This window comes from Streptomyces melanosporofaciens, assembly GCF_900105695.1.
GTDB classification, from domain to species: domain Bacteria; phylum Actinomycetota; class Actinomycetes; order Streptomycetales; family Streptomycetaceae; genus Streptomyces; species Streptomyces antimycoticus.
Map to the genome: position 1 here is coordinate 1,567,631 of NZ_FNST01000002.1, position 16,338 is coordinate 1,583,968.

At 72.9% G+C, this 16,338-nt stretch carries 15 protein-coding genes; 13 read left to right on the forward strand and 2 right to left on the reverse strand.

Going from position 1 to position 16,338, the window contains the following annotated elements:
* Positions 1-4: 4 nt before the first annotated feature.
* Positions 5-2,419 carry a beta-xylosidase/alpha-l-arabinosidase gene (locus BLV72_RS09725; RefSeq protein WP_093461598.1) on the forward strand — a complete coding sequence of 805 codons (2,415 nt, stop codon included), beginning with the start codon at positions 5-7 and terminating at the stop codon, positions 2,417-2,419.
* 18 nt (positions 2,420-2,437) lie between these two features.
* On the opposite strand, the gene BLV72_RS47850 is transcribed toward BLV72_RS09725, so the two are convergent.
* Positions 2,438-2,584 carry a hypothetical protein gene (locus BLV72_RS47850; RefSeq protein ID WP_167746333.1) on the reverse strand — a complete coding sequence of 49 codons (147 nt, stop codon included), beginning with the start codon at positions 2,582-2,584 and terminating at the stop codon, positions 2,438-2,440.
* Positions 2,585-2,996: 412 nt separating this feature from the next.
* Between BLV72_RS47850 and BLV72_RS09730 the strand changes: the two genes are divergently transcribed.
* Together BLV72_RS09730 and BLV72_RS09735 are read left to right on the forward strand one after the other, a co-directional pair.
* Complete coding sequence (locus BLV72_RS09730) at positions 2,997-3,929, forward strand: oxidoreductase (protein ID WP_093461600.1); 933 nt, start codon at positions 2,997-2,999, stop codon at positions 3,927-3,929.
* 267 nt (positions 3,930-4,196) lie between these two features.
* Entirely contained in the window at positions 4,197-5,024 is an 828-nt protein-coding gene (locus BLV72_RS09735; protein WP_093461601.1) for a putative protein N(5)-glutamine methyltransferase, read from the forward strand.
* A gap of 301 nt (positions 5,025-5,325) precedes the next feature.
* Here BLV72_RS09735 and BLV72_RS09740 read toward each other — a convergent pair whose 3' ends face one another.
* Positions 5,326-5,766, reverse strand: coding sequence for a MarR family winged helix-turn-helix transcriptional regulator (locus BLV72_RS09740; RefSeq protein WP_093461603.1), 441 nt, complete (start codon positions 5,764-5,766; stop codon positions 5,326-5,328).
* 207 nt (positions 5,767-5,973) lie between these two features.
* Here BLV72_RS09740 and BLV72_RS09745 point away from each other — a divergent pair, with 207 nt between their 5' ends.
* The 10 genes from BLV72_RS09745 to BLV72_RS09795 all read left to right on the forward strand — a co-directional run bounded on the left by BLV72_RS09745 (position 5,974) and on the right by BLV72_RS09795 (position 16,332).
* A complete protein-coding gene (locus tag BLV72_RS09745) occupies positions 5,974-6,798 on the forward strand; it encodes a CoA transferase subunit A (protein ID WP_093461604.1) in 825 nt (274 codons plus the stop codon).
* Positions 6,795-7,625, forward strand: a complete 831-nt coding sequence (locus BLV72_RS09750) for a CoA-transferase subunit beta (RefSeq protein ID WP_093461606.1) — start codon at positions 6,795-6,797, stop codon at positions 7,623-7,625. The genes BLV72_RS09745 and BLV72_RS09750 overlap by 4 nt, the downstream gene beginning before the upstream one ends.
* Positions 7,622-8,830 (forward strand): thiolase family protein, encoded by a 1,209-nt coding sequence (locus tag BLV72_RS09755; protein ID WP_093461607.1) that lies wholly within the window; start codon positions 7,622-7,624, stop codon positions 8,828-8,830. Before BLV72_RS09750 ends, BLV72_RS09755 begins: the two co-directional genes overlap by 4 nt.
* A gap of 65 nt (positions 8,831-8,895) precedes the next feature.
* On the forward strand, positions 8,896-9,663 hold the full coding sequence (pcaH, locus tag BLV72_RS09760) for a protocatechuate 3,4-dioxygenase subunit beta (RefSeq protein WP_093461609.1): 768 nt from the start codon (positions 8,896-8,898) through the stop codon (positions 9,661-9,663).
* A complete protein-coding gene (pcaG, locus tag BLV72_RS09765; RefSeq protein ID WP_093461610.1) occupies positions 9,663-10,295 on the forward strand; it encodes a protocatechuate 3,4-dioxygenase subunit alpha in 633 nt (210 codons plus the stop codon). The genes pcaH and pcaG overlap by 1 nt, the downstream gene beginning before the upstream one ends.
* A 25-nt stretch (positions 10,296-10,320) precedes the next feature.
* Positions 10,321-11,601: a 3-carboxy-cis,cis-muconate cycloisomerase gene (gene pcaB / locus BLV72_RS09770; protein WP_208905600.1), complete on the forward strand. Its 1,281-nt coding sequence runs from the start codon at positions 10,321-10,323 to the stop codon at positions 11,599-11,601.
* A 301-nt stretch (positions 11,602-11,902) separates the two neighbouring features.
* Entirely contained in the window at positions 11,903-13,102 is a 1,200-nt protein-coding gene (pcaDC, locus tag BLV72_RS09780) for a bifunctional 3-oxoadipate enol-lactonase/4-carboxymuconolactone decarboxylase PcaDC (protein ID WP_093461613.1), read from the forward strand.
* A gap of 163 nt (positions 13,103-13,265) precedes the next feature.
* The gene (locus tag BLV72_RS09785) at positions 13,266-14,531 is read left to right on the forward strand and encodes an ABC transporter substrate-binding protein (protein ID WP_093461615.1); all 1,266 of its coding nucleotides are present in this window, start codon (positions 13,266-13,268) and stop codon (positions 14,529-14,531) included.
* Positions 14,531-15,469 (forward strand): carbohydrate ABC transporter permease, encoded by a 939-nt coding sequence (locus BLV72_RS09790; RefSeq protein ID WP_093461616.1) that lies wholly within the window; start codon positions 14,531-14,533, stop codon positions 15,467-15,469. Before BLV72_RS09785 ends, BLV72_RS09790 begins: the two co-directional genes overlap by 1 nt.
* Positions 15,469-16,332 (forward strand): carbohydrate ABC transporter permease, encoded by an 864-nt coding sequence (locus tag BLV72_RS09795; protein ID WP_093461618.1) that lies wholly within the window; start codon positions 15,469-15,471, stop codon positions 16,330-16,332. Before BLV72_RS09790 ends, BLV72_RS09795 begins: the two co-directional genes overlap by 1 nt.
* Positions 16,333-16,338 lie beyond the last annotated feature (6 nt).

Below are 16,338 nucleotides of genomic sequence, written 5' to 3' on the forward strand. Positions count from 1 at the left end.
CTTCATGCCTCAGCCCTGGCAGGACACCTCCCTCTCCGCCGAGGACCGCGCGGCGGCCCTGCTCTCCTCGATGACGCTGGAGGAGAAGCTCGCCCAACTCGCCGGCGTATGGCCGGGATCCGAGGCCGAGGAGGGTGAGGACGTCGCCCCGCTCCAGCACGAGGTGTCCGAGGCCGTGGACCTCGACGGCCTCCTCCCCCATGGCGTCGGCCAGCTCACCCGCCCCTTCGGCACCACCCCCGTCGAACCGGCCGAGGGTGCCGCCGCGCTGGCCCGCCTCCAGACCCGGATCGCCGCCGGGAACCGCTTCGGGATCCCCGCGCTGGCCCATGAGGAGTGTCTGACCGGCTTCTTCGCCTGGCGCGCCACCGTCTTCCCCACCCCGCTCGCCTGGGGCGCCTCCTTCGACCCGGCGCTGGTGGGGCGGGCCGCCGAGCTGATCGGCGGTTCGCTGCGATCGGCCGGTATTCACCAGGGGCTGGCCCCGGTGCTGGACGTGGTGCGGGACGCGCGCTGGGGCCGTACGGAGGAGTCCATCGGCGAGGACCCCTATCTGGTCGCGACCATCGGCACCGCGTATGTCCGCGGCCTGGAGTCCGCCGGGATCGTCGCCACCCTCAAGCATTTCGCGGGCTACTCCGCCTCCCGGGGCGGCCGCAACCACGCACCGGTCTCCATCGGCCCGCGCGAACTCGCCGACGTCATCCTGCCGCCCTTCGAGCTGGCGGTGCGGGACGGGGGCGCGCGGTCGGTCATGCACTCCTACAACGACATCGACGGGGTGCCCTCGGCCGCCAACCCCTGGCTGCTGACCGAACTGCTCCGCGACACCTGGGGCTTCACCGGCACGGTCGTCGCCGACTACTTCGGGGTGTCCTTCCTGGAGCTGGCCCACCGGGTCGCCGCCACCCGGGGCGACGCGGCCGGGCTCGCTCTGGCGGCGGGGGTGGATGTGGAGCTGCCCGCGGTGCGCTGCTTCGGCACCCCGCTGCGGAACGCGGTGCGGGCCGGGGAGGTGGACGAGGCGCTGGTCGACCGGGCGGCGCTGCGGGTGCTGCGGCAGAAGTGCGAGCTGGGGCTGCTGGACGCGGACTGGTCACCGATGCCGTCGGCGCCGGCGGAGCCCGCCGAGGCCGCGGAATCAGTGGAATCCGCAGGACGCGTCGGCCTCGACCTCGATCCGCCCGGGATGCGGGCCGTGGCGCGCGAGCTGGCCGAGGAGTCGGTGGTGTTGCTCGCCGACGACGGCGATGTGCTGCCGCTCGCGCCGGACGCCCGGATCGCGGTGGTCGGCCCGCTCGCCGACGACCCGGCCGCCATGCTCGGCTGCTACACCTTCCCCCGCCATGTGGGGGTGGAACACCCCGAACTGCCCCTGGGCATCGAGGTGCCGACGCTGCTCGCCGCGCTCCGCGCCGAGCTGCCCGGTGCGCGGATCACCCACGCCGAGGGGTGCGCCGCGCCCGGCCCGGACGGGTCCACCGGGGATCCGGGGGCGGCGACCTCGGCCGGTGCGGCGGCGCTCACCGCCGAGAGCCGGTTGGCGCAGGCGGCCAGGACCGCGGCGGACGCGGATGTGTGTGTCGCGGTGCTGGGCGACCGCTCGGGCCTCTTCGGCCGGGGCACCTCGGGCGAGGGCTGCGACGCCGCCGACCTCGAACTCCCCGGCGACCAGGGGGCGTTGCTGGACACCCTGGTGGCCACCGGCACCCCGGTGGTGCTGGTGCTGTTCACCGGGCGGCCGTACGCTCTCGGCCGCTGGTCGAGGCTGCTGGCCGCCACCGTGCAGGCGTTCTTCCCCGGTGAGGAGGGCGGCCCGGCCGTGGCCGGGGTGCTGAGCGGCCGCGTCAACCCCTCGGGCCGGCTGCCGGTGAGCGTCCCGTACGCGTCCGGCGGCCAGCCCTGGACGTACGCACAGCCGCCGCTCGGGCTGCGGGGCGACTCCAGCTCGATCGACCCGACCCCGCTGTTCCCGTTCGGCCACGGGCTGTCCTACACCTCGTTCGCCTGGGAGCGCCCGGAGGCCGACGCGGCCGAGGTGCCGACCGACGGGGAGACCTCGGTCCGGCTGACCGTGCGCAACACGGGTGACCGGGCCGGGACGGAGGTCGTGCAGCTCTATCTCCACGACCCGGTGGCCCGGATCGCCCGGCCGGTGTCCCGGCTGATCGGCTACGCACGGGTGCCGCTGCGGCCGGGCGAGTCGGCCGAGGTCCACTTCACCTTCCACGCCGACCTCGCCTCGTATCCGCTGCGGGCCGATGGCACGAGGGTGGTGGAACCGGGCGCACTGGAGCTGCGGCTGGCCTCCTCCAGCGCCGACTCCGGCGTACGGCATACGGTCCCGCTGACGTTGACCGGGCCCGAGCGCACGGTGGACCACCGGCGGCGGATGGTGTGCGAGACACGGGTGAAGTAGCAGCGGGGCGGGGCCGGTTCAGACCGGCCCCTCACCCTTCTCCACCAGCGCCCAGGCGTGGGCGAACAGCTCGGGCAGGGTGCGGGTGGGCAGCGGAAGGGGGTTCTCCAGCCGCCGGTTGCAGGAGCGCCGCACCCCGATCAGCTCCGCCTTCCACGCCTCCATGGGCTGGTACGGCGCCGTCTGGTGCCGGGCGGTCTTCCACCCGTTCCAGGTGCGGATGTTCCGGTCGGTCGGCGCGGGCAGGGCCAGCAGCTGGAGGTAGAGCGCCGCCTCGGTCTCGTCGAGGCCGAGGGTGTCGAAAGACCCGCTCCCGGCTGGTCGTCCGCCGCGCGGCGGCGGGCCGCGATCACCCTTCGCGAGGGCACCCGCCTCGAGAAGCGCACTGCCTGACCAGGGCGAGGGCGGGCGCGGCGGCCTCTCGCCGCGCCCGCCCTCGCCCTCCGCGGGCCGGATGGGATCGGCCGCCGAGCACGATCCCGATCCACACGCCTCGCACCTTCACCACTCCACCCTTAGGCTGTCGCCGGACACAGGGGGCTACCGGCGCGTAGGGCACACCGCGAAGGAGCGCGTGATGAAGGGCTGGACCGCGAGCGACATCCCCGATCAGACCGGCCGCACCGCCGTGGTGACCGGCGCCAACAGCGGCCTCGGCTTCGTCACCGCCCGGGAGTTGGCACGGCGCGGCGCACAGGTGGTGCTCGCCTGCCGCAGCGAGGCGCGCGGGGCCGAGGCCGCGCAGCGGATCCGGGCGCAGGCGCCGGGCGCGTATGTCCGGGTCGCGCCGCTGGACCTCGCGGACCTGACGTCCGTACGCGCCTTCGCGGCCGAGCACCCGGGCGACCGGCTCGACCTTCTCATCAACAACGCGGGCGTGATGGCCCTCCCGCGCCGCAGCACCGCCGACGGCTTCGAGATGCAGTTCGGCGTCAACCACCTGGGACACTTCGCGCTGACCGGGCTGCTGCTGCCGAAGCTGCTGGAGGCGGGCCCGGGGGCGCGGGTGGTCAGCGTGTCGAGCTTTATGCACATGCTGGGGACGGTCGACCCGCGCGACCTGAACATGGAGCGCGGATACCGCCGTTGGACCGCCTACTCCCGCTCCAAGTCCGCCAATCTCCTCTTCATCCACGAGCTGTCCCGCCGCCTGCGCGCGACGAACGCCCGCCTGGTGGCGGCCGCCGCACACCCCGGCTACGCCTCGACCAACCTCCAGACCGCCGCCCCGACGATGGAGGGCCGCCGGGCGACCAAGCGCTTCATGGAAATCGGCAACCGCTACTTCGCCCAGTCCCCGGGCCAAGGCGCCCTCCCCACCCTGTACGCGGCCACCGCCCCGGACGTCCACCAGGACGACTTCTTCGGCCCCCCACTCCAGGGCATCTGGCACGGCTCCCCCGTGCGCTCGGCCCGCGCCAAGTGGACACGCAGCGACACGGCGGCCCGGGGGCTGTGGGCCGCGTCCGAGCGGCTGACAGGGGTGCGGTACGAAGCGCTCGCGCACTGACGCACGGCGGCGGCTGCGGACAGCCGATCTCGCCGACGCCCAGGGTCTGATCGGTCAGGCACGGCGGACGGTCGGCTGGTGAGCCGTCACGGCCCCGGCGGATCGAGTAATGTGGCCGTCGCCCGTACGCACCGAGGAGGTGAGACCCATCAACGCCAGTTCAGGCTGGGTGCTCGCCCTTGACGGCCGAGTGGTCGCCGCGACGTACGCGGCATAGCTGACCGCCGGGAGCGCCCTGAGACCTCCCGAAAGGCTTTCCAGGCTCCCATGTCGGCTTCATCAGCATCACCTTCGCTCATCACCTTCCCCGCCGTCGTCTCCAGGCTCCGCGCCGCCGGGTGCGTGTTCGCCGAGGACGAGGCGCGGTTGATCCTCGCCACGGCTCGTACCCCGGCCGGGCTCCTCGCCATGGTGGAGCGGCGCGCCGCCGGGCTGCCGCTGGAGCATGTGCTCGGCTGGGCGGAGTTCCGGGGGCTCCGGATATCCGTCGACGCCGGGGTCTTCGTGCCGCGCCGGCGCACCGAGTTCCTGGTCGATCAGGCCGTGGCGCCGGCCCGGCCCGGGGCCGTGGTGGTCGATCTGTGCTGCGGTTCGGGCGCGCTGGGCGCCGCGCTGGCCTCATCCCTCGGCGAGGTGGAGCTGCACGCGGCCGATATCGACCCCGTCGCGGTGGCCTGCGCGCGGCGCAACGTCGAGCCCGTGGGCGGCACGGTGTACGAGGGCGATCTCTACGAGCCGCTGCCCGCCGGGCTGCGCGGCCGGGTGGACGTCCTGCTGGCCAACGTCCCGTATGTGCCGACCGAGGAGGTCGGGCTGCTGCCGCCGGAGGCCCGGGTGCACGAGGCACGGCTGGCGCTGGACGGTGGCGTGGACGGGCTCGATGTCCTGCGCCGGGTGACCGCCGAGGCGGGCCGATGGCTGGCCCCGGGCGGCTCACTGCTGTTCGAGACGAGCGGGCGACAGGCGGCCTCGGCCCTCGCCGTCGCCGCTGATGACGGGCTGGAGACGCGGCTGGCCGAGTGCGAGGAGCGGGAGGCGACGGTGGTGATCGGGACGAGGCCGTCGGCGCCTCAGGGGATGCCCGACGCACCTTGACGCCTGAGGCGGGGAGCCAACCCCAGCCCCTCCGACGTTTGAGGAGCGGGGCCCAGGGGCGGAGCCCCGGCGGGGGTCTGGGGCGGAGCCCCGGCGGGGGTCTGGGGCGGAGCCCCGGCGGGGGTCTGGGGCGGAGCCCCGGCTTCGGGAGGGGGTGGGGAGGGGAGGCCGGACACAGCATAGGGGCCCATGCGCACGGCGTGGACAGGGGCCGCTCGGATCCCCTTGGGGGTCGCTCAGGTCGTGGCGGGCGAGGTGCGCGGCCGGAGCGGCACCCGGGCCATCGGCGCCCAAGGGCGCCTTACGCGCGCAGCTCCTCCGCCGCGTCCGTGACCCGGGCGATCAGCCGCAGCAGCGTCTCGCGCTCCGTCTCGTCCAGCGGGGACAGGAAGACCCGGTTCATCCGGGCCGTCCGCGTGACCAGCTTCTGGTGGACCCTGGCCCCCTCCTCCGTCAGGCGCAGGACATTGCGGCGGCCGTCGTCCGGGTCGCGGACCCGCTCCAGGAGGCCGCGGCGGGCCAGGCGGGCGACCAGGTCGGCGATGGTGGAGCGGTCGAGGTGGACGTGTTCGCTCAACGTCCGCTGGTCGATCTCCGGCCTCTCCGTCAGCGCGTTGACCACCGCGAACTGCGGCGAGGTGATCTCCTCGGAGACCATCGCGCCCCACAGCAGGGAGTGCGCCTGCTGGAAGCGGCGGGCCAGATGCCCGGGGTGCGTGTTCAGATCCACCGCGCCACCCATGCCGTGCCCTCCCGGCCTTCCCACTACGCCATTAGTCCGTGCACTGAGCGATTCTGCCCTGTGGAAGACCCCATGTCGAGAGGCCGACATTCGACCTAGACTCTCTTGACGAGCGCACCAGCCGATGGCAGCGTGCGGAACCGGCACCACATTAGTCAGCACACTGAGTATCTGAGCACCCTGACCGCGGACTGAAGCGGAGTGACGATGGCCGACATCCGAAGCCTGCAGGACGCCGTGGCGGACCTCGTCCACGATGGGGACACCCTCGCGATGGAGGGCTTCACCCACCTGATCCCGTACGCCGCCGCGCACGAGGTCATCCGCCAGGGCATCACCGACCTGACCCTCGTCCGGATGACTCCGGACGTCATCTACGACCAGCTCATCGGCGCCGGACTCGTCCGCAAGCTGGTGTTCTCCTGGGGTGGCAACCCCGGCGTCGGCTCGCTGCACCGCCTCCGCGACGCCGTCGAGAACGGCTGGCCGCGGCCGCTGGAGCTGGACGAGCACAGCCACGCGGGCATGGCGAACCGCTATGTGGCGGGCGCCTCCAAGCTGCCGTTCGCCGTGTTGCGCGGCTATCGCGGAAGCGACATCCCGACCCGTACGGACACCGTCTCCACCGTCGTCTGCCCCTTCACCGGGGAGGAGCTGGCCGCCGTCGCGGCGCTCAACCCCGACGTCACCGTCATCCACGCCCAGCAGGCCGACCGCGCCGGCAATGTGCAGCTCTGGGGGCTGACCGGGGTGCAGAAGGAGGCGGTGCTCGCGGCGGACCGGGTGCTGGTGACCGTGGAGGAGATCGTCGAGGAGCTGACGCCACGCCCCGGCGGGATCGTCCTGCCGACCTGGGTGATCGACGCGGTCTCGGTCGTCCCCGGCGGTGCCCACCCCTCCTACGCCGCCGGCTATTCGACCCGCGACAACGCCTTCTACCAGGCATGGGATCCGATCGCCCGCGACCGCGAGGCGTTCACCGAGTGGATCGACGGACACGTGCGCACCACCGAGGGAGCTCTCACCTCATGACCTCGACCCCCGCCGGCACGCCCGGGTTCACCAGCGACGAGCTGATGGAGGTCAACGCCGCCCGCGCGCTCGCCGACGCCACCACCTGCTTCGTCGGCATCGGTCTCCCCAGCACCGCCGCCAACCTCGCCCGTGCCACCGTCAACCCCGGCCTCGTCCTCGTCTACGAATCCGGCACCATCGGCTCCAAGCCCACCCGGCTCCCGCTGTCCATCGGCGACGGTGAACTCGCCGACACCGCCGACGCGGTGATCTCGGTGCCGGAGATGTTCAACTACTGGCTGCAGGGCGGCCGGATCGACGTCGGCTTCCTCGGCGCCGCCCAGGTCGACCGCTACGCCAACATCAACACCACCGTCGTCGACCGCGGCCCGGACAAGCCCGAGGGTCGCCTCCCCGGCGCGGGCGGCGCCCCCGAGATCGCCTCCAACTGCGGCAAGGTGCTGATGGTGCTGCGCCACTCCACGCGCAACTTCGTGCAGAGGCTGGACTTCGTGACGACCCTGGGCCACGGCAGCGGCCCCGGCGACCGTAAGAAGCTCGGCATGCCGGGCGCCGGCCCCGTCGCCGTGATCACCGACCTCGGAGTGCTCCGGCCCGACCCGGCCACCGCCGAGCTGGTGCTCACCGAACTGCATCCGGGCGTCACCCCGGAGCAGGTGCGGGCCGCCACCGGCTGGGAGCTGACCGTCGCCGACACCGTGGGCACCACCGAGCCGCCCACCCCCGATGAGCTGGCGGCGCTGCGCGCCCTCAAGGCCGCCGGGAAGCCCGCAGCAGCCGGGAAGCCAGCAGCCGCCGGGAAGCCCGGGAAGGAGACCCGATGACCCCCGCTCCCCTGCGTGACGTCTATATCGTCGACGCCGTCCGCACCCCCGTCGGCAAATACGGCGGCGCGCTGGCCGGAGTGCGCCCCGACGATCTGGCCGCCCATGTGGTGCGCGGCCTGCTCGCCCGCACCCCCGACCTCGACCCGGCACGCATCGACGACGTCTACTTCGGCAACGCCAACGGCGCGGGCGAGGACAACCGCGATGTCGCCCGTATGGCCGTGCTGCTGGCCGGGCTGCCCGTCACCGTCCCCGGCGCGACCGTCAACCGGCTCTGCGCCTCGGGCCTGGAAGCCGTGCTGCAGGCCGCCCGCGCGATCGCGGTCGGCGACGCGCATATCGCCCTCGCGGGCGGGGTGGAGTCGATGAGCCGCGCCCCCTGGGTGCTGCCCAAGCCCGAGCGCGCCTTCCCCGCCGGGCATCAGCAGATGTACTCCACGACCCTCGGCTGGCGGATGACCAACCCGGATATGCCGCCGGAGTGGACCGTCGCCCTCGGCGAGGGCGCCGAGCTGATCGCCGACAAGCACGGCATCACCCGCGAGGCGCAGGACGCGTTCGCGTTCGGCAGCCATGAGAAGGCGGCGCGGGCGTGGCAGGACGGGGCGTACGACGCCGAGGTGCTGCCGTATCCGGACACCGAGCTCGTCCGCGACGAGTCCATCCGCGACACCACCTCGACCGAGGCCCTGGCCAAGCTCAAGCCCGCCTTCCGCAAGCCCGACGGCACCGTCACCGCGGGCAACTCCTCGCCCCTCAACGACGGCGCGTCCGCGCTGCTCCTCGTCGACGAGGAGGGGCTGAAGGCCACCGGGCGCGAGCCCCTGGCCCGGATCGGCGCCTCCGCCGTCACCGGTATCGAGCCGCAGTACTTCGGGCTCGGCCCGGTCGAGGCCGTACGCCGCGCCCTGGCCAAGGCGGGCCGCTCCTTCGCCGATCTGGTCACGCTCGAACTCAACGAGGCGTTCGCCGCGCAGGTGCTTGGCTGCCTCGCCGAATGGTCCGCCGAGGACCCCGGCTTCGACCCCGCGATCGTCAACCCGCGCGGCGGCGCCATCGCCATCGGCCACCCGCTCGGCGCCTCCGGGGCCCGGCTCACCGGGGCCGTCGCCCATCAGCTCGCCGCCCGCGGCTCGGGAACGGGCCTGGCCACCTTGTGCATCGGCGTCGGACAGGGCCTGGCCCTCGTCCTGGAGAGGTAATCCCGGAACGGCACGGCACGGCCGGCAATGGCTGGAACGGCTGAAAGGTAAGGCTGACGGCAGACATGGCTCTCACCCAGTCCGACATCGACCGCGAACTCGCCCACATACGGGAGTCGTACGACACGGCGCGCGCCGCAGGGGCTCCCGCCGCCGACCATCCACCGCGCGACTTCCCCCCGTACCGCAGCAGTGTGCTGCGCCACCCCGAACAGCCGCTGGTCGCGGTCCACGGCGACCCGGAGACCGTGGAGCTGCACACCCCCGTCTTCGGCCACACCGACATCACCGCGATCGACAACGACCTCACGGCACAGCACCGGGGCGAACCGCTCGGCGAGCGCATCACCGTCTCCGGACGGCTCCTGGACAGCCGGGGCCGCCCCGTCCGGGGACAGCTCATCGAGCTGTGGCAGGCCAACGCGTCGGGCCGCTACGCCCATCTGCGCGACCAGCACCCCGCGCCGCTCGACCCCAACTTCACCGGTGTGGGGCGGACGCTGACCGGCGACGACGGTTCCTACCGCTTCACCACCATCAAGCCGGGCGCCTATCCGTGGCGCAACCACGAGAACGCGTGGCGCCCCGCGCATCTGCACTTCTCCGTCTTCGGCTCGGCGTTCACCCAGCGCCTGGTCACCCAGATGTACTTCCCCGGCGATCCGCTGTTCGGCTACGACCCGATCCTGCAGTCGGTGACGGACCCGTCGGCGCGGGAGCGGCTGGTCGCGGCGTACGACCACGCGCTGTCACAGCCGGAATGGTCGCTGGGCTACCGCTGGGACATCGTGCTGGACGGGCCGTCCGCCACCTGGATCGAGGAGGGCCGCTGATGGCCGAGAGGCTCGTACCCGAGCAGGGGCTCGCGCCCGCACCCGCGCAGAAGCTCGCTCCGACCCCGTCCCACACCGTGGGCCCCTTCTACGGCTACGCCCTGCCCTTCCCCGACGGCGGCGAGATGGCCCCCGCGGGCCACCCCGGCGCCCTCACGCTCCACGGCCACGTCTACGACGGCGAGGGAGCGCCCGTCCCGGACGCGCTGATCGAGCTGTGGCAGGCGGGCCCGGACGGCTCGCTCAAGGGCGCGGGCGGGTCCATGCGGCGCGACCCGGTGACCGGCGGCTTCCTCGGGCGCAACGGCGTGGACTTCACCGGTTTCGGCCGGATCGCCACCGACGCGGACGGCCACTGGGCGGCCCGTACGCTGCCTCCGGGCGGCCCGGCCGCGCCCGCCGCCCCGTACATCAGCGTGTGCGTCCACGCCCGGGGGCTGCTGCACCATCTCTTCACCCGGGTGTACTTCCCCGGGAACGCGGAGGCCAACGCCGCCGACCCGCTGCTCGCCTCGCTGGATCCGGCGCGCCGCGAGACGCTGGTGGCGACGGCGGGGTCCCCGCCGGGGACGTATCGCTTCGACATCCGCTTGCAGGGCGAAGGGGAGACGGTCTTCCTTGAGTTCCGGTAGTTCTCGTCCTTCGGACGGCCACGACGTGGGGCTGCTGTCCCCGGTGCGGGCCGGGTCGGCGGTGGAGGCCGCCACGGGCGACACCGCGTTTGTGCAGGCCATGCTGGACGCGGAGGCCGCGCTGGCGCGGGTGGTGGCACCGGCCGGGGCGGCGGAGGCGGTGGCGGGCGCGGCCCGCGTCGAGCTGTACGACGTACGCGATCTGGCGCTGCGCGCCCGCTCCGGGGGCAACCCGGTCATTCCGCTGGTCGCCGATCTCACGGCGGCGGTGGCCCATACGGACGGCGAGGCCGCGCCGTATGTCCACCGGGGCGCGACCAGCCAGGACATCGTGGACACGGCCATGATGCTGGTGGCCTCGCGTGCGCTGCCGCTGATCGTGGCCGATCTGGACCGTACGGCGGCGGAGCTGGCCCGGCTCGCCGCCGCGCATCGCGACACCCCGATGCCCGGCCGCACTCTCACCCAGCACGCCGTGCCCACCACCTTCGGGCTGAAGGCGGCGGGCTGGCGGGCGCTCGTCCTGGACGCCCGTGACCGGCTCGCGGCGTTGCGGCCGCCCGCCCAACTGGGCGGCGCGGCAGGCACGTTGGCCGCCTTCGAGGAGGGGGCCGGGCTGCTGGCGCGGTTCGCCGAGGCGACCGGGCTGGCCGAGCCCGCTCTGCCGTGGCACACCCTGCGCACCCCCGTCGCCGACCTGGGCTCGGCGCTCGCCTTCACCGTGGGGGCGCTGGGGAAGGTGGCGGCGGATGTGCTGGTGCTCTCGCGGACGGAGATCGGCGAGGTGGCCGAGGGGGCGGGTGGCGGATCGTCCGCGATGCCACATAAGTCGAACCCCGTGCGCGCCACGCTGATGGCCGCCGCCGCCCGTCAGGCCCCGGGGCTCGCCGCGACCCTGCTGGGCGCGCTGGCCGCGGAGGACGAACGGCCGGGCGGCGCCTGGCACGCCGAGTGGCAGCCGCTACGGGAGCTGTTGCGGCTCGCGGGGGGCTCCGCCCGGGACGCGGTGGAGCTGACGTCCGGTCTGAAGGTGTTTCCCGACCGGATGACCGAACATCTGCGGCTGACGGGCGGCTTGATCGTGAGTGAGCGGATCGCGACGGAGCTGGCGGAGGTGGTCGGCCGCGCCCGTGCGAAGGAACTGCTGACGGAGGCGTCGCGGCGGGTCGCGGAGGGGGGTGGAGAGTTGGCGGAGGCGCTGGCGGGTGCGCTGCCGGCGGACCGGCTGCGTGAGCTGATGGACCCGGGCACGTATGTGGGTGCGGCAGCGGCGCTGGTCGACCGGGCGCTGGGGCGCGATGCGTAACGCCCCCGGGCGGCAAGTCCCCCACCCCGCCCCTTCCCGGAACTGGGGCCTGCGCCCCAGCCCCCACTCCGGGCTGCCCGCAACCTGGGTGCACATCCAGCCCCTCCGGCGATTGAGGAGCGGGGGTTCGGGGCGGAGCCCCCGAAGCGGGGGCTGGGGGCGCAGCCCACGGTTTCGGGAAGGGGCGGGGCGGCGGAGAACAGCCCGCCGCAACCGCCCACGCACCCGCACCCGCACCCGCACCCGCACCCGCACCCGCACCCGCACCCGCACAACACCCGCCCACCCACCGGAGCACCCCGTGACCGACACCCGTCCGCACCACGACCTCACCGGCCCCGCCCCCGCCCCACCCCTCATCCTCGGCCCCTCCATCGGCACCTCCCTCGCCGTCTGGGAGCCCCAGCTCCCCGCGCTCGCCCGTGAACACCGCGTCCTGCGCTGGGATCTGCCCGGCCACGGCCGCTCCCCCGCCGCGCTGCTGCCCTCCGACGGCTCGGCCGATGGCTCGGCCACCATCGACCAGCTCGCCGACCTCGTCCTCCGTCTCGCCGACGATCAGGGGTGGGAGCGGTTCGCGTACGCGGGCATCTCGATCGGGGGCGCGGTCGGGCTGTACCTCGCCGCCCACCACCCCGACCGGGTCGGCTGCCTCGCCGTCGTCTGCTCCTCGGCCCGTTTCGGGGACCCCGCCGTCTGGCGTGAGCGGGCCGCGCTGGTGCGGGCCGAGGGGACGGAGGCGATGGTGGCGAGCCGCCCGGGCACGTGGTTCTCGCACCGCTTCGCCCAATCCCCCGTCGGCTCCGCGCTGATCGAGGATCTGCGCGCCACGGACCGTGCGGGCTACGCCGCCTGCTGCGACGTTCTCGCCGCGTACGACATGACGGCCGACCTGGAGCGGATCACGGCGCCCACCCTCGTCGTGGCCGGTCGCGACGACCCCGCGACCCCGCCCGCACACGCCCGCCGGATCGCGGACGCGGTACCCGGCGCGAGTCTGCTGGAGATCGCCGGGGCGGCCCATCTGGCGGGGGTCGAGCGCCCGGAGGCGGTCACGGCCGCGCTGCTCGCCCACCTCTCCAGCGCGGCGCCACCGCAACCCGTTGACGACACCCCCCGCCACGCCGCCGGGATGGCGGTGCGCCGGGCCGTCCTCGGGGACGCGCATGTGGATCGTGCGGTGGCCCGGACGACCCCGTTCACCGCCCGCTTCCAGGACTTCATCACCCGCTACGCATGGGGCGAGATCTGGACCGGCGACGGTCTGGACCGGCGCACCCGGAGCTGTATCACCCTCACCGCACTGATCGCCCACGGCCATGACGCCGAGCTGGCCATGCACATCCGGGCCGCGCTCACCAACGGCCTGACCCGGGAGGAGATCGGCGAGGTGCTGCTGCAGTCCGCGATCTACTGCGGTGTCCCGGCGGCCAACTCGGCCTTCGCCACCGCCCAGCGCGTCTTCGACGAGATCGACGCCGACTCCGACTCCGACGACTAGCACGCCGCGACCTGCCCCACCCCCACGTCGACTCAGCGTCACATTCCGGTACCGAAAAGTGACATCCCCCGGCAATACCTCTGTCGTAATCCGCCTCCATCGTTGATCGTTGGGTCGTACGGAGACCGGGAACGGAGACCGGGAGACGAGGGGGCGCACGCCAATGTCCATGAGCCGCCGAAGGCTGCTGGGTGCGGGCGGAGGGCTGGCCCTGACGGGGGCGCTTGCCTCCGCCTGTGGGTCGAACACCGGGCGGGACGGCGACGACCACGCCGGCCAGCCCGTGATCGAGCAGTGGTACCACCAGTACGGCGAGCCCGGCACCGAACAGGCCGTCAGGCGCTACGCCGACGCGTTCGACCAGGCCAACGTCCAGGTGCAGTGGCGGCCGGGCGCCTACGACCAGCAGACCGCAGCCGCGCTGCTCACGAAGTCCGGCCCGGATGTCTTCGAGGTCAACGGCCCGACGCTGGACCAGATCCAGGGCGGTCAGGTGGTCGACCTCACCGATCTCCTGAGCGAGGCCAAGGACGACTTCAACCCGGCCGTGCTCGCCCCGAAGACGTATCAGGGCAAGATCTGGGCCATTCCGCAGGTCATCGACACCCAGTTGCTCTACTACCGCAAGAGCATGCTGGAGGACGCCGGGGTGGAGCCGCCGCGCTCCCTCGACGCGCTGATCGACGCGGCGAAGAAGCTCACCACCGGGGACGTCAAGGGGCTCTTTCTGGGCAATGACGGCGGCCCCGGCGTCCTCGGCGGCACCCCGCTCAACGCCGCCGGGCTCACGCTGGTCACCGAGGGCGGCAAGGTCGGCTTCGACGACCCGGCCGCCGCCCGGACGCTCGGCAAGCTGCGTCAGCTCTACGCCGAGAAGTCGCTGCTGCTCGGGGCGCCCTCCGACTGGTCGGACCCGGCCGCGTTCACCCAGGGGCTCACCGCCATGCAGTGGTCCGGGCTATGGGCACTGCCGCAGGTGAAGAAGGCGCTGGGGGACGACTTCGGGGTGCTGCCGTTCCCCCAGGACGGGGCGCACGGCGCGCCCGCGGTGCCGGTCGGCGCGTACGGGGCGGCGGTCAGCGCCCGGTCCCGGCACAAGGCGGTGGCGAAGGCGTATGTGAAGTGGCTGTGGGTGGAGCGGACCGACTACCAGGAGGACTTCGCCCTCCGCTACGGCTTCCACATCCCCGCCCGGATCTCGCTGGCCACGAAGGCGGCCAAGCTGCGGCAGGGCGCGGCCGGTGAGGCGGTGCGCTACGCCACCGACCACGGCCATGCCGAGCCGCTGCTGTGGACCTCGGCGAGCAGGACGGCCTACCAGGACGCGCTCAGCCGGATCATCAAGGGCGGCGCCGACCCGGACGGCGAGCTGCGGTCGGTGGTCCGCAAGGCCGAGGCCGAGCTGCGGCGCGTGCAGAAGAAGAACTGATGCGGGGGCCGCTGACCACCACACCGACACGCAAGCTGCTGGGCCCGCAGAACCGCCATCTGTGGTTCTGGATATTCGTCGGCCCCTTCGTCCTGGGGCTGACCCTCTTCACCTATGTCCCGCTCGCCTGGAGCGTGTATCTCAGCTTCTTCGACGCCCACAACACCGTCTCGCCCACGGACTTCGTCGGCTTCGACAACTACACGGCGATGCTGGGCGACGACGCGTTCACCGGCAGCCTGGTGACCTTCCTGGTCTTCACGGCGTTCATCGTCCCGGCGACCTATGTGCTCTCGCTGGCGCTCGCGCTGATGGTCAACCGGCTGCGCTGGGCGCAGGCGTTCTTCCGGTCGGTGTTCTTCCTGCCGGTGGCGTGCTCGTATGTGGTGGCGGCGCTGATCTGGAAGATGTCGATCTTCAACGGGGTGCGCTTCGGACTGGCCAACACCGTGCTGGACTGGTTCGGCGCCGATCAGATCGCCTGGCTGTCGACCACAGAGCCGCCCTGGTACTGGCTGGTCATCGTGACCGTACGGCTGTGGCTGCAGGCGGGGTTCTACATGGTGCTGTTCCTGGCCGGGCTGCAGCGCATCTCGCCTCGGCTCTACGAGGCGGCGGCCGTGGACGGGGCGCGGCCGGGGTGGCAGGTGTTCCGGTACATCACCTTTCCGCAGCTGCGGGCGACCTCGGTCGCGGTGGTACTGCTGCTGGTGATCAACGCGTTCCAGGCGTTCGACGAGTTCTACAACCTGCTGTCGGACTCGCGCGGCTACCCGCCGTACGCCCGTCCGCCGCTGGTCTACCTCTACTACACGGCGCTGGGCCAGGGGCAGAACCTGGGCCTGGGCAGTGCGGGCGCGGTGATCCTGGCGCTGATCATCGCCGTGGTGACGGTGGTGCAGGCCCGCTGGTTCGGCCTGGGCCGGAAGGAGGACTGATGCGAATCCGTGAGAACACGCGCGATGTCCGGGACGCCCTCGTCGGCGTGGGGCGCGCCGTGCGGCTGGTGCTGCTGCTCGCGCTCGCGCTGCTCTTCCTGATCCCCTTCTATCTCCTGGTGCGCAACGGTCTGTCGAGCGAGGCGGACATCACCTCGCCGGAGTGGCGGTTCTTCCCGAGCGAGCTGCACTGGTCCAACATCCGGGAGTTGTTCGACGACCCCAATGTGCCGATGGCGCACGCGCTGCTCAACTCCTCGCTGATCGCGGTCCTCACCACCGTGGGCACCCTGCTGCTGGCCTCGCTCGCCGGATACGGCCTGGCCCGCATCCCGTACGCCTACGCCAATGTGGTCTTCTACTGGATCCTGGGCACCTTGATGGTCCCGGCGGCGGTCACCTTCGTGCCCAGCTTTGTGCTGGTCAGCTCGCTCGGCTGGGTGTCCACCCTGCGCGGTCTGGTGGTGCCGACGCTGTTCAGCGCGGTCGCGGCGTTCATCTTCCGCCAGTACTTCCTCGGGTTTCCCCGGGAGCTGGAGGACGCGGCGCGGGTGGACGGGCTCGGCTACTGGCGTACGTACTGGCGGGTCGTGGTGCCGAACTCCCGGCCGGTCTTCGCGGCGGTCGGCACGATCGTCTTCATCGGCGCCTGGAACTCCTTCCTGTGGCCGCTGGTCATCGGCCAGGACCGGGACGCGTGGACGGTGCAGGTGGCGCTGTCGACGTTCACCACCGCCCAGACCGTCAACATCCATGAGCTGTTCGTGGCGGCGGCGGTGTCGATCGTGCCGCTGCTGGTGGTCTTCCTCGTGCTCCAGCGGCATATCGTCGCGGGCGTCGAGCGCAGCGGTATCGACGACTGAGGCGGC

Coding starts and splice junctions, on each gene's coding strand:
- BLV72_RS09725 (WP_093461598.1), top strand. CDS start 5: ATGCCTCAGCCCTGGCAGGACACCTCCCTCTCCGCCGAGGACCGCGCG.
- BLV72_RS47850 (WP_167746333.1), bottom strand. CDS start 2,584: ATGGAGGCGTGGAAGGCGGAGCTGATCGGGGTGCGGCGCTCCTGCAAC.
- BLV72_RS09730 (WP_093461600.1), top strand. CDS start 2,997: ATGAAGGGCTGGACCGCGAGCGACATCCCCGATCAGACCGGCCGCACC.
- BLV72_RS09735 (WP_093461601.1), top strand. CDS start 4,197: ATGTCGGCTTCATCAGCATCACCTTCGCTCATCACCTTCCCCGCCGTC.
- BLV72_RS09740 (WP_093461603.1), bottom strand. CDS start 5,766: ATGGGTGGCGCGGTGGATCTGAACACGCACCCCGGGCATCTGGCCCGC.
- BLV72_RS09745 (WP_093461604.1), top strand. CDS start 5,974: ATGGCCGACATCCGAAGCCTGCAGGACGCCGTGGCGGACCTCGTCCAC.
- BLV72_RS09750 (WP_093461606.1), top strand. CDS start 6,795: ATGACCTCGACCCCCGCCGGCACGCCCGGGTTCACCAGCGACGAGCTG.
- BLV72_RS09755 (WP_093461607.1), top strand. CDS start 7,622: ATGACCCCCGCTCCCCTGCGTGACGTCTATATCGTCGACGCCGTCCGC.
- pcaH (WP_093461609.1), top strand. CDS start 8,896: ATGGCTCTCACCCAGTCCGACATCGACCGCGAACTCGCCCACATACGG.
- pcaG (WP_093461610.1), top strand. CDS start 9,663: ATGGCCGAGAGGCTCGTACCCGAGCAGGGGCTCGCGCCCGCACCCGCG.
- BLV72_RS09785 (WP_093461615.1), top strand. CDS start 13,266: ATGTCCATGAGCCGCCGAAGGCTGCTGGGTGCGGGCGGAGGGCTGGCC.
- BLV72_RS09790 (WP_093461616.1), top strand. CDS start 14,531: ATGCGGGGGCCGCTGACCACCACACCGACACGCAAGCTGCTGGGCCCG.
- BLV72_RS09795 (WP_093461618.1), top strand. CDS start 15,469: ATGCGAATCCGTGAGAACACGCGCGATGTCCGGGACGCCCTCGTCGGC.